At 54.0% G+C, this 11,676-nt stretch carries 12 protein-coding genes and 1 rRNA gene; all 13 read left to right on the top strand.

The features are described 5' to 3' along the window. Nucleotides 1-6: 6 nt before the first annotated feature. Nucleotides 7-891: an Hsp33 family molecular chaperone HslO gene (gene hslO, locus ACLD72_RS29545; protein WP_411002796.1), complete on the top strand. Its 885-nt coding sequence runs from the start codon at nucleotides 7-9 to the stop codon at nucleotides 889-891. A 301-nt stretch (nucleotides 892-1,192) separates the two neighbouring features. Next, entirely contained in the window at nucleotides 1,193-2,131 is a 939-nt protein-coding gene (gene cysK, locus ACLD72_RS29540) for a cysteine synthase A (protein ID WP_411002784.1), read from the top strand. 462 nt (nucleotides 2,132-2,593) lie between these two features. Further along, nucleotides 2,594-4,267: an anthranilate synthase component I family protein gene (locus ACLD72_RS29535; protein ID WP_411002785.1), complete on the top strand. Its 1,674-nt coding sequence runs from the start codon at nucleotides 2,594-2,596 to the stop codon at nucleotides 4,265-4,267. Between the two features lie 8 nt (nucleotides 4,268-4,275). Next, nucleotides 4,276-4,857, top strand: a complete 582-nt coding sequence (gene pabA, locus ACLD72_RS29530) for an aminodeoxychorismate/anthranilate synthase component II (protein WP_251597047.1) — start codon at nucleotides 4,276-4,278, stop codon at nucleotides 4,855-4,857. Further along, nucleotides 4,854-5,783: an aminotransferase class IV gene (locus ACLD72_RS29525; protein WP_411002786.1), complete on the top strand. Its 930-nt coding sequence runs from the start codon at nucleotides 4,854-4,856 to the stop codon at nucleotides 5,781-5,783. The genes pabA and ACLD72_RS29525 overlap by 4 nt, the downstream gene beginning before the upstream one ends. Beyond that, nucleotides 5,780-6,616: a dihydropteroate synthase gene (gene folP, locus ACLD72_RS29520; RefSeq protein WP_411002787.1), complete on the top strand. Its 837-nt coding sequence runs from the start codon at nucleotides 5,780-5,782 to the stop codon at nucleotides 6,614-6,616. The genes ACLD72_RS29525 and folP overlap by 4 nt, the downstream gene beginning before the upstream one ends. Before the next feature lie 29 nt (nucleotides 6,617-6,645). Beyond that, nucleotides 6,646-7,008: a dihydroneopterin aldolase gene (folB, locus tag ACLD72_RS29515; protein WP_251597041.1), complete on the top strand. Its 363-nt coding sequence runs from the start codon at nucleotides 6,646-6,648 to the stop codon at nucleotides 7,006-7,008. A 9-nt stretch (nucleotides 7,009-7,017) separates the two neighbouring features. After that, nucleotides 7,018-7,566 (top strand): 2-amino-4-hydroxy-6-hydroxymethyldihydropteridine diphosphokinase, encoded by a 549-nt coding sequence (gene folK / locus ACLD72_RS29510; protein WP_411002788.1) that lies wholly within the window; start codon nucleotides 7,018-7,020, stop codon nucleotides 7,564-7,566. After that, a complete protein-coding gene (locus ACLD72_RS29505) occupies nucleotides 7,518-7,724 on the top strand; it encodes a helix-turn-helix domain-containing protein (protein ID WP_411002789.1) in 207 nt (68 codons plus the stop codon). Before folK ends, ACLD72_RS29505 begins: the two co-directional genes overlap by 49 nt. 70 nt (nucleotides 7,725-7,794) lie before the next feature. Further along, entirely contained in the window at nucleotides 7,795-8,796 is a 1,002-nt protein-coding gene (gene dusB, locus ACLD72_RS29500) for a tRNA dihydrouridine synthase DusB (RefSeq protein ID WP_411002790.1), read from the top strand. Nucleotides 8,797-9,099: 303 nt separating this feature from the next. Continuing rightward, nucleotides 9,100-9,576: a transcription elongation factor GreA gene (greA, locus tag ACLD72_RS29495; RefSeq protein ID WP_128630943.1), complete on the top strand. Its 477-nt coding sequence runs from the start codon at nucleotides 9,100-9,102 to the stop codon at nucleotides 9,574-9,576. Between the two features lie 105 nt (nucleotides 9,577-9,681). Beyond that, nucleotides 9,682-11,190: a lysine--tRNA ligase gene (gene lysS / locus ACLD72_RS29490; protein ID WP_411002791.1), complete on the top strand. Its 1,509-nt coding sequence runs from the start codon at nucleotides 9,682-9,684 to the stop codon at nucleotides 11,188-11,190. Between the two features lie 365 nt (nucleotides 11,191-11,555). Further along, nucleotides 11,556-11,676, top strand: a 16S ribosomal RNA gene (locus ACLD72_RS29485); the annotation flags it as partial.

The raw sequence follows: 11,676 nt of genomic DNA, 5'->3' as shown, positions 1-11,676 counted from the left end.
ATGGATATAAGTGAGAAACAAGACCGGTTAATCCGCGGCATCGCCTTGGACGGCAAAGTCCGCGCGTTTGCCGTGCGGACGACGCGGCTCGTGGAGGAGCTGCGCCGCCGGCATGATACGTATCCGACCGCGACGGCGGCCTTCGGACGAACGCTGACGGCGGGGGCGATGATGGGCGCCATGCTGAAAGGCGAGGAGAAGCTGACCATTCAGGTCAAGGGCGACGGGCCGATCGGACCGATCGTGGTCGATGCCAACGCCAAGGGGGAAGTGCGCGGCTACGTGAAAAACCCGCACGTGCATTTGCCCAGCAACAGCCAAGGCAAGCTTGATGTACGGGGCGTGGTCGGTACGACCGGCTTTATCAACGTAACGAAGGACCTGGGGCTCAAAGAGCCGTATAGAGGAAGTGTTCCGCTGATTTCCGGCGAGCTCGGCGAGGACTTTACATATTATTTTGCCGTATCGGAGCAAACGCCTTCCGCCGTCGGTCTGGGGGTCCTGGTCGACGTCGACAATTCCGTCATTGTGGCGGGAGGTTTTATCATTCAGCTGCTGCCGGGCTTGACCGACCGGGAAATCGATGCGATCGAGCAAGCCGTGGGCCAGCTTCCGCCGGTGACGAAGCTGCTGGATGAAGGGCTGGAGCTGGAGGAGCTGCTGCGCCGGCTCGTGCCCGACTTCAAGGTGCTGGAGGAGATGGATATTGTGTTCTCCTGCAGCTGTTCCCGGGAAAGAGTTGAGCGTACGCTGATCAGCTTGGGGAAAAATGAATTGATGGAGCTGCGGGACGAGGGGAAGGATGCCGAGGTCGTGTGCGATTTTTGCAATGAGGTGTATCATTTCACTCCACAGGATCTTGATCAACTAATCGCTCAAACGGAGAAATAACCGATATCCTCTAATCATACGATGGAATACTTTGCGGACCTGGGTCAAAATGCCCGGGAAAGCAAAGTATTTTTTGTGACTTTCTTGACAACACAGGTCGGGATTGTTAAGATAATAGTAATAAAACCAACTTATTTACTCGGAAATAAATGAAAGCGGATGGATCGGCGTATGCTATAGTTTCGAACCGGCTTTCATTAGGCGCAGCACGCAGCATGACATCGGACATCATTGACATCAGGTGCGCCACATCGCGACATGATTAGGGTTATCTTTTTATCCAAAAGGGAGGATATTGAATATGGCAAAGGTCGTAAACAATGTAACGGAGCTGATCGGCGATACGCCGCTGGTCCGGTTGAATCGGATTGTTCCGGAAGACAGCGCAGAAATCTACGTGAAGCTGGAATACCAAAACCCGGGCTCCAGCGTTAAGGACCGGATTGCGTTAAGCATTGTGGAGGAAGCGGAAAAGGCAGGAAAGCTGAAGCCTGGCGGTACGATTGTTGAAGCGACAAGCGGCAATACCGGGATCGGACTGGCGATGGTAGCCGCCGCTAAAGGATATAAAGCCGTTATCGTGATGCCGGAAACGATGAGCCTTGAACGCCGCAATCTGCTGCGCGCTTATGGCGCCGAGCTGGTGCTCACGCCGGGAGCCGAAGGGATGAACGGGGCGGTGAAGAAAGCCGAGGAACTGCTGGCGGCCAATCCGGACTACTTCCTGGCGGATCAATTCCGGAACCAGGCGAACGTGAAAATCCACCGTGAAACGACCGGTCCGGAAATCGTCGAAGCGATCGAATCGCTGGACGGCCGTTTGGATGCGTTCGTAGCCGGAATCGGTACGGGCGGGACGATCAGCGGCGCCGGCGAAGTGTTGAAGAAACGCTTTCCAGACGTAAAAATTTACGCGGTTGAACCGGCGGCATCCCCGATTTTGTCGGGCGGCAAACCGGGCCCTCACAAAATCCAAGGGCTGGGCGCCAACTTCGTCCCGGAAATTTTGAACCGGGAAATTTATGATGAAATCGTTCATGTCGAAAATGAGGAAGCGTTCGAACAAGCGCGCATTGTGGCGAAGGAGGAAGGCATCCTGTCGGGGATTTCTTCCGGCGCAGCGGTATTTGCCGCGCTGAAAGTGGCCAAACAGCTGGGCAAAGGCAAACGCGTTGTCGCCATCATTCCAAGCAACGGCGAACGTTATCTCAGCACGCCGCTTTACAACTTTGAAGCGTAAAGCTCCGTTTCGGAGCTTACAAGGCCCCGCGGCCGTCCTTGAAGGGACGGGGCGGGGTGTTTTTTTGCAAAAAGAGACTCATCCTAAAAATCGGCGGCTACGGCCGGCACTGGATCAACTATCCGTCGTCTCAACCCACTCTACCACCCGTCCTGCAAAAATAGCAGAACTTTATGGTCTTATTATCCGGAGATGAGGTTGTCTAACCCCATTAGCGGAACTTTTTGTACTTATTTTCCCGTGAATGATGGAGATCGAGGGCGTTTTCCAGCGATTCGAGAAAATAGCGACAACAATTTCCTTTATTTTTTGCTCAATGGGGGATCTCGCGGGAATAACGACCTTTTTTGTCCTTATGTTTTTCGCTGGATTATTTTTTTTGAAATATATTTAAAATTGCAACGGTTCTTTAGTATACTAGCTACCAATAGACGCAATTTGTTCTGGAGGAATTGGCGGCTGATGATAGAGACGATAACGACATGGGAGCAGTGGCAGACTTGGGCCGCGGAAGGAACGTGGACGCTGCTGCCGTACGCCAGGAAAGTCAAAGCGGGCGCGGTGATGCTGCCGGAGGATTGGGTGCAGGCCTGGAAGCGGGCCAATCCGTATTCATTTGTGCTGGAGAGCGGGAAAGGGGGACGGTACACGTTTCTCGGACTGGAGCCGGTTTCGGTTATTCGCGGTAAAGGAGTGGAGGCCGTCGTTCTTGATATGGCATTCGGATCAATGGCATCCAGGTCTACGGCATCTGGATCTATAGCCTCCGGAACAGCCGAGACTAAGCTTCAGGGCAAACCGCTGGAGCTGCTGCAGGCCTGGATGGCTCCATACCGGTCTCCGGCGCTGTCCGGGCTGCCCAAGTTCTGCGGCGGGGCCGTCGGCTTTCTTGCCTACGATGTCTTCCGTTCGCTGGAGCGGCTGCCGCAGCTGGCCAAGGATGACTTGAGCCTCGATGATTACGTCTGGATGCGTGTGGAGGAGCTTTGGGTCATCGATCAGGAGCTGGGCGACGTTTACTATATCGTTCATCGTGCGTGTCCGGGGATTGGAGATCTGTCGAGAGAACGGGGTGCGGCTCAAACAGACGATGATGGCGTGAGAGCCAGAGATGCCGAACTGGCGGTTCTGTACGAAGAGGCGGAACAGCGAGCGGAGCAAATGGAGCGGCGTTGGGCGGAGATTGTCCAGCTTGGTGCCGAGGCTGCGGCAGCGGGACGAGCAGGCGGTGAAGGGATACGGACCGGCCAACCCTGCCCAGACCCGCTCGAGGCCGATTTGGGGGCTGCCGGGGCGTCCATGACGCAGGAGGCTTTTGAGGCCGCCGTAACGCGGGTACAGGATTACATCGCAGCGGGCGACGTGTTTCAGGTGAATTTGTCCCTTCGGCATGCCTTCCCCATGCAAGGGACGCCTGAGGGAGTGTATGAGCAGCTGCGGCGGTTGAACCCTTCTCCTTACATGGGGCTGCTCCGGTTCCCGGATTTTCAGCTAGTTTCTGCTTCCCCGGAGCTGCTGGTCAAGGTCGAGCAGGGAAGGGTGAGTACCCGGCCGATTGCCGGAACGAGGCGGCGCGGGCGAACGCCGGAAGAAGACGGGAAAATGGAGGAAGAACTGCTCACAAATGAAAAAGAACAGGCCGAGCATATCATGCTCGTCGATCTGCTGCGCAACGATTTGGGGCGCGTCGCCGATTACGGATCGGTACGGGCCAGCGAGCTGTTCGCCATCGAACGCTATTCGCATGTGATGCACCTGGTATCCGAAGTGGAGGCGCGGCTTGCGCCCGGCAAGACGGTTTATGACGCGATTGCCGCCGTCTTTCCCGGGGGGACGATCACTGGAGCTCCCAAGGTGCGCACGATGGAGATCATCGAAGAGCTTGAACCGGTCACACGCGGTCCTTACACCGGAGCCATGGGATGGATTGACTATAACGGGAATATGGAATTAAATATTATTATACGTACGCTGGTCGTGAAGGACGGCGTAGGTTATATTCAGGCGGGAGCCGGCATCGTAATCGATTCGGTTCCGTATCGCGAGTTTAGGGAATGCCATAATAAAGCCAAGGCGGTCGCTTTGGCGGTTCGCAGAAGCGAGAACCGTCCGGGCAAAGCTGGGGACAGGAGATGAGACGAGACATGATTTTGGTTATCGACAACTATGATTCTTTTACGTATAACCTAGTACAGTATTTAGGCGAGCTTGGCGAGGAAGTGACTGTCCGCCGCAACGACGAAATCGATCTTGCGGGTATCGAGGCTTTGCAGCCGGATCATATATTGATTTCACCGGGGCCTTGCACGCCCAATGAAGCCGGAATAACGCTCGAATTGATCGAACGCTTCAAAGGCGTAATTCCGATTTTCGGCGTTTGCTTGGGCCATCAGGCGATCGGCCAGGCTTTCGGCGGGAAGGTGATCCGCGCCGAGCGGCTGATGCACGGCAAGACGTCCCCGATTTATCATCGCGGGGAGTCGGTGTTTGCCGGGCTGCCGTCGCCGTTTACCGCAACCCGTTACCATTCGCTGATCGTCGAACGTGCGAGTCTCCCGGATTGTCTGGAGATCACGGCCGAGACGGAGGAAGGCGAAATTATGGGACTGCGTCACAAGGAATATGCCGTCGAAGGGGTTCAATTCCACCCGGAATCGATCATTACCGAGCACGGCCACCAAATGCTCCGCAATTTTCTAAGCCGGAAGGCGGAAGCGAAAGCATGAACTACATCGGGGTTAATGGAGTTCCCACCCCAGCCGCCGAAGCCGTGATATCCGTAATGGATCACGGCTTCATGTACGGTATCGGCCTGTTTGAGACGCTTCGGACGTATGGCGGCCGGCCTTTTTTGCTGGAGCGGCATATGGAGCGGCTGCGGGCGGGATGCGAGGCGCTGGGTATCCGCTTGGACAGCGCCTCCGGAGAATCCGACATAAACCGCATTCGCGGGCAAATCGCCGAGCTGCTCGAGCTTAACGGATTGACCGAAGGGTACATCCGGATTACGGTTACGGCCGGGGAAGGACCGCTGGGGCTGCCGGCCGGAGACTACGGGGAGCCGGCGACGATTATTTATGTCAAGCCGCTCCCCGAAACGCCGGCGTCGCTGTATTCCGCCGGCAAACCGCTCTGGCGGCTCGAGACGCGGCGGAACACGCCGGAAGGCGAGGTCCGCTTTAAATCGCTGCACTATATGAACAACATCTTGGCCAAACGTGAACTTACGCGCCTGGAACGGGAGGCGGGAGTTTCTGCTTTTGCGCCGCATAACGCCGCCCCGGGAGAAGGGCTGCTTTTGACGGCTGAAGGCTGGCTGGCGGAGGGGATCGTCAGCAATTTATTTTTTGTGCGAAATGGGAAATTATATACACCAGATATCGGTACGGGCATCCTGCCGGGAATTACCCGCGCCGTGGTGCTGGAGTTGGCTGCGGAATGCGGCCATGAACGGGAAGAGGGCTACTATACGTGGGACAGGCTGCTTGAGGCGGAGGAGGTTATTGTGACCAACTCCATTCAGGAAATCGTTCCGGTGACGGAGCTCATTGGCCCAGGAACACCCGCGGTGAAGGTCGGGAACGGACGAATCGGGCCGGTCACGCAAAGGCTGTTGGACAAGTATCGACAGAAAGCGAGGAATTTTACATGAAGCCTACGTTGTATCATCGGAGCTATCGGCTTGGAAGCGCGGAGCTTACGCTGGGCGAACGGACGCTGGTGATGGGGATCCTGAACGTAACGCCGGATTCTTTTTCCGACGGAGGCCGTTACAATCGCGTGGACCTGGCTCTGGAGCATGCCCGCCAAATGGTGGAGGACGGGGCGGATTTGATCGACATCGGCGGGGAATCGACCCGTCCGGGGCACGAACCGGTAGATGAGCAGGAGGAGCTTGAACGGGTCATTCCGGTCGTTGAAGCTCTGCATCGCGAAATGCCGCAGGTGCCGCTTTCCGTGGATACATATAAAGCCAGTGTGGCGCGGGAAGCGCTGCAGGCAGGGGCCCATATCATCAATGACGTGTGGGGCTTTAAGGCGGACAGGGAAATGGCGCAGGTGGCGGCGGAATTTGCTTGCCCCGTCATTTTGATGCACAATCGCCACGACCGGAATTACCGCGATCTGCTGCAGGATGTCGCCGCGGATTTGCGTGAATGCGTACAACTTGCCCGCAATGCGGGGATCAGCGACGACAAAATCATTCTCGATCCGGGGATCGGGTTTGCCAAAGATTATACGGAAAATTTGCGCGTGATGCAGGCGCTGGACGAACTGGTCCGGTTGGGGTATCCCATGCTGCTCGGCACCTCCCGCAAAAGATTTATCCGCACGGCCCTGGATTTGCCGGTAGACGAAGTGGTTCTCGGAACCGCGGCCACCGTGGCGCTTGGCATCGCGCAAGGGTGCCAAATCGTCCGCGTTCACGACGTCAAAGAAATCAAACGGACCGTACTAATGTGCGATGCGATCGTTTATGCTTGACTTATTTTCCAGTAAAAGGAGTATACTGAATGGATAAAATAGTGCTGCGTGGCATGGAATATTACGGATATCATGGGGTGTTCGCGGAAGAACGCAAGCTGGGCCAGCGTTTTTACGTTGATCTGGAGCTGGAGCTTGATTTGCGGGAGGCAGGAACCGGCGATGATCTGGCGAAAACGGTAAATTATGCCGAGGTCCATGAGCTCGTGCAAGGAATTGTCCAGCAAAAAAGCTTCAAATTGATCGAGGCGCTAGCTGAACATATTGCATCCTCCGTTTTGGACACTTATACTATGGTAGATGCCTTAACGGTAAAGGTGACGAAACCGCACCCTCCGTTTGATATTCATTTTGAAGGCGTGACGGTGGAGTTGTACCGTTCCAGAAAGTGAGAAGCCGCTATGAACACACCATCTCCCTCTGACTTTTCAGAGGCTTATATTGCTTTAGGGGCTAATCTGGGCGACCGCGAAGCGACCTTGACGCAGGCGATTGCCGGGCTGCAGGCGCATCCCGCGATCGAAGTGCTGCGCTGTTCGCACCTGTACGAGACCGATCCGGTTGGCTATCTGGATCAGCCTTGTTTTTTGAACATGGCGCTGGCGCTGAAGACGACGCTGGACCCTGAGCAGCTGCTGTCGGAAATGCTGGACATCGAGCTCCAGCTTGGACGGGAGCGCAAAATCCGGTTTGGTCCGCGCACAGTGGATCTCGATCTGCTGTGGGTCGAAGGCAGGGAAATGAATACGCCGCTGCTTACTTTGCCGCATCCGCGCATGATGGAAAGGGCGTTTGTGCTGATTCCCCTTGCCGATATCGTCCCGAAGGGGGAGTCCTCCGGGCTTTATGAGCGCATGCAAACGGCTTTGGACTCCATAGAAGGAAAGGAAGGCGTCCGGTTTTGGAAAACCTACACCTGGCACTGCGCATCCGCGCTTTCCGAAAACTGAAAGGCTTGACGCAACAGCAGCTTGCCGAGAAAACCGGGGTGTCCCTCGCGGTCCTTGGGGCTGTAGAACGGGGCAACCGCCGGCCGGATGAGACATTATTAAACAAAATTTCCGCTGCTCTCGGCGTCGAGTTGGCTGAGTTGTTGGCGGAAGGATAAATTGAAAACCGACCTTTTTGAACAAGCATTTGAAGTTTACCAACATTATTTTGTATAGGGGGGAACCATCTTGCTGAAGATCGGCGATATTGAAATGAAAAACCAGGTCGTGCTCGCCCCGATGGCGGGCGTATGCAATCCGGCTTTCCGGTTGATTGCCAAGGAATTTGGGACCGGGCTTGTCTGCGCGGAGATGGTTAGCGATAAAGCGATCATACATGGCAACAAGCGCACGCAGGAAATGCTTTTTGTCGATGAGCGCGAAAAACCGCTGAGCCTGCAGATTTTTGGCGGTGATCGGGAATCCCTCGTGGAGGCGGCTAAGGTGGTTGACCAGGACACCAATGCCGATATCATTGATATCAACATGGGGTGTCCAGTGCCGAAAGTGACGAAATGCGATGCGGGTGCACGTTGGCTGCTGGAACCGAATAAAATCTTTGAGATGGTGTCCGCAGTGGTGGCTGCCGTCAGCAAACCGGTCACGGTAAAGATGCGGATTGGCTGGGATAGCGACCATATTTATGTGGTTGACAATGCCAAAGCGGTGGAGGCGGCGGGCGGCAAAGCCGTCAGTGTGCACGGCCGGACGCGGGAGCAGCTGTATACCGGCAAGGCGGACTGGAGTTACATCCGGCAGGTCAAAGAAGCCGTATCGATCCCTGTCATCGGTAACGGTGATGTGGTCACGCCGGAGGATGCCAGACGCATGCTGGACGAAACCGGCTGTGACGGGGTTATGATTGGACGCGGGGCGCTCGGGAATCCCTGGATGTTGTACCGCACGGTAGAATATCTCAGAACGGGAGCACTGCTTCCGGAACCGGACGCGCACGAAAAAATCCGGATCGCCATCCTCCATATGGACCGTTTGGCCGCGCTAAAAGGCGAGCACGTGGCCGTTCGCGAAATGCGCAAGCATTTGGCCTGGTATCTGAAAGGGCTCAAAGGTTCGGCCAGCATCAAAGATCTTATCATGGAAGAAACCCGGCGCGATGAAATGGTCCGGATTCTTGAGAATTTTGTCGCCGAATTGTCCGAAGGCGCATCCCGCGAAGAGGTTTCGGCTTAAGTTTATGCTTTCAGGGGCTTTTTATGGGCGAACATAGAATAGGCGTTTTTAAAACGTTTACATTTGTAAAAGCTGGTGTCATTGACATTTGGGGATCGTTCACCTATAATTTCACAATATAAAATTCGCCTCAGGAGTTAACTGCCACAATGTGTAAATTGTGGTGGTCTGACCATTCCATAAGATCGCATAAGATATACTCGGGTGAAGCTTGCATGCACATGGATGTTGCCAGAACGGAAGAGGCAGGGGCGCCTTACACCAGGTGCAAAAATTATTTCCATGACAGGAGAATCGGTTGAGATGAGTGATAAAGAAGTAATTCTTACCCAAGACGGTCTTAAAAGACTGGAAGAAGAACTGGAGAACCTGAAGTCCGTAAAACGCCGCGAAGTGGCGGAGCGGATCAAGGTTGCGATCGGGTACGGGGATATCAGTGAGAACTCGGAATATGAAGACGCCAAAAACGAGCAGGCCTTTATTGAAGGGCGAATTATCACTTTGGAAAAAATGCTGCGCAACGCCCGGATCATCAATAATGATGAAATTGATACGGATACGGTCAGCATCGGTTCGATCGTAACGGTGGAAGATTTGGAGTTCGGCGACACGATGGAATATACGATCGTCGGGACGGCGGAATCCGATCCGATGCAGAACAAAATTTCCAACGAAAGCCCTGTGGGCAAAGCAATCCTCGGGAAGAAAAAAGGCGCAGTCGTCGACGTCAACGTTCCGGCGGGCGTGATTCAATACAAAATTGTGGATATTAAGAAATAAAGCCGGAATTAGCGACGAAAGAAGCTTCCCCCGCGGAAGCTTCTTTCACTGTTTCCTCTGGCCGCTATCAAATATAAGTTTCTTTTAAGGAGTGGAGCGATAGGCATGAGCGAGGAACTCAACAATCAGGAAACCGTAGAAGTTAGCGAACTGCTGCAGATTCGCCGCGATAAATTGGACGAGCTGCGCGGACTCGGAATCGATCCTTTTGGCAAAAAATACGAACGCACCGCGATGGCCGGGGACATTATCCGGGACTATGACGGGCTTTCCAAAGAAGAACTGGAAGAAAAGAACGTAGAGGTGTCGGTTGCCGGCCGGATTATGGCCAAACGCGTCATGGGGAAAGCCAGCTTTGCGCATATTCAGGACCTGTCCGGCAAAATTCAACTTTACGTGCGTCAGGACAGCGTGCCTGAAGACAAATATGCGGCGTTTAATATTCTCGATCTGGGCGATATCGTCGGGGTAACCGGGGAAGTATTTAAAACCAAAACCGGGGAGACGACGATCAAGGTAAAAGAGTTGGAGGTACTGTCCAAATCGCTTTATCCGCTGCCGGACAAATATCACGGCTTGAAGGACGTCGAACTCCGCTACCGCCAGCGTTACGTTGATCTGATCGTAAACCCGGAAGTGCAGCAAACGTTCATTAAGCGTTCGCGGATTATTCAATCGATGCGGCGTTACCTGGATTCGCTAGGCTATTTGGAGGTGGAGACACCAACCCTTCACAGCATCGCCGGCGGAGCTGCGGCCCGGCCGTTCATCACGCATCATAACGCTTTGGATATGCAGCTTTACATGCGGATCGCCATTGAGCTTCATTTGAAGCGGCTTATTGTCGGCGGTTTGGAAAAGGTGTACGAAATTGGCCGCGTGTACCGGAATGAAGGGGTTTCGACGCGCCACAACCCGGAATTTACGATGATCGAGCTTTATGAAGCTTACGCCGATTATAAGGATATTATGGCTTTGACGGAAAATATGATCGCCCATATCGCCCAGGAAGTGTTGGGAACGCAAGTGGTTCACTATCAGGGGCAAGAGGTCAATTTGACTCCGCAATGGCGCCGCGTTTCGATGGTCGATGCGGTCAAAGAGGTAACCGGTGTCGACTTCAGCGTACAAATGAGCAACGAAGAAGCGCATCGTCTGGCCAAGGAGCATAAAGTTCCAGTCGAGCCGCATATGACGTTTGGCCATATCCTGAATGCGTTCTTTGAGCAATTCGTTGAGGAGACGTTGATTCAGCCGACGTTTGTTTACGGACATCCGGTGGAAATTTCCCCGCTGGCCAAGAAAAATGAGCAGGACCCGCGCTTTACCGACCGCTTTGAGTTGTTTATCGTTGCGCGCGAGCATGCCAATGCGTTCACTGAGCTGAACGATCCGATCGACCAGCGCCAGCGCTTCGAGGCTCAATTGCTGGAACGGGAAAAAGGGAACGACGAGGCTCATGAAATGGACGAAGACTTTATTCGTGCATTGGAATACGGAATGCCGCCAACCGGCGGGCTTGGTATCGGGGTGGACCGCCTTGTTATGCTGCTCACTGATTCGGCTTCCATCCGCGACGTGCTGCTGTTCCCGCATATGCGGTCAGAGGTTTAATCGATTTTGGTTTTGACTAAGAGCTCGGCTATGGCCGGGCTCCTTTTTTTTGGGTGACGGTGTATGGATATATTTGCATGAATAAAAAGCCCTAAAATAGGTTGCGCCATCCCGAAAAAGGTGGTATATTATAAATCCGGTCGTTATTCGTAGGCATTATGACAGTCAGCTAAGAAATTGCAGAAAAAAATAATGCTTGCAAGATAACGCCGGACATGATATAGTATAAGAGTTGTCGCCGAGAGATCGGTTGATAGCAAAAAGTTGATCTTTGAAAACTGAACAACGAGTGAGTATTAAATGAGAATTAAAATTCTCGTCAGTAACTGATTGAGCTAATTGCTCTTTCGAATAAAGTTTCAACTTTATTGGAGAGTTTGATCCTGGCTCAGGACGAACGCTGGCGGCGTGCCTAATACATGCAAGTCGAGCGGACTTGATGGAGTGCTTGCACTCCTGATGGTTAGCGGCGGACGGGTGAGTAAC

Source organism: Paenibacillus lacisediminis (genome assembly GCF_046567315.2).
The sequence above is the reverse complement of the archived record's forward strand: the minus strand, read 5'-3'. Positions and strand labels throughout refer to the sequence as shown.

Excerpts from the sequence above, each read along its gene's own strand:
- pabA (WP_251597047.1), top strand. The coding sequence starts at position 4,276 with ATGATTTTGGTTATCGACAACTATGATTCTTTTACGTATAACCTAGTA.
- greA (WP_128630943.1), top strand. The coding sequence starts at position 9,100 with ATGAGTGATAAAGAAGTAATTCTTACCCAAGACGGTCTTAAAAGACTG.
- folB (WP_251597041.1), top strand. The coding sequence starts at position 6,646 with ATGGATAAAATAGTGCTGCGTGGCATGGAATATTACGGATATCATGGG.
- folK (WP_411002788.1), top strand. The coding sequence starts at position 7,018 with ATGAACACACCATCTCCCTCTGACTTTTCAGAGGCTTATATTGCTTTA.
- ACLD72_RS29535 (WP_411002785.1), top strand. The coding sequence starts at position 2,594 with ATGATAGAGACGATAACGACATGGGAGCAGTGGCAGACTTGGGCCGCG.
- folP (WP_411002787.1), top strand. The coding sequence starts at position 5,780 with ATGAAGCCTACGTTGTATCATCGGAGCTATCGGCTTGGAAGCGCGGAG.
- cysK (WP_411002784.1), top strand. The coding sequence starts at position 1,193 with ATGGCAAAGGTCGTAAACAATGTAACGGAGCTGATCGGCGATACGCCG.
- ACLD72_RS29525 (WP_411002786.1), top strand. The coding sequence starts at position 4,854 with ATGAACTACATCGGGGTTAATGGAGTTCCCACCCCAGCCGCCGAAGCC.
- lysS (WP_411002791.1), top strand. The coding sequence starts at position 9,682 with ATGAGCGAGGAACTCAACAATCAGGAAACCGTAGAAGTTAGCGAACTG.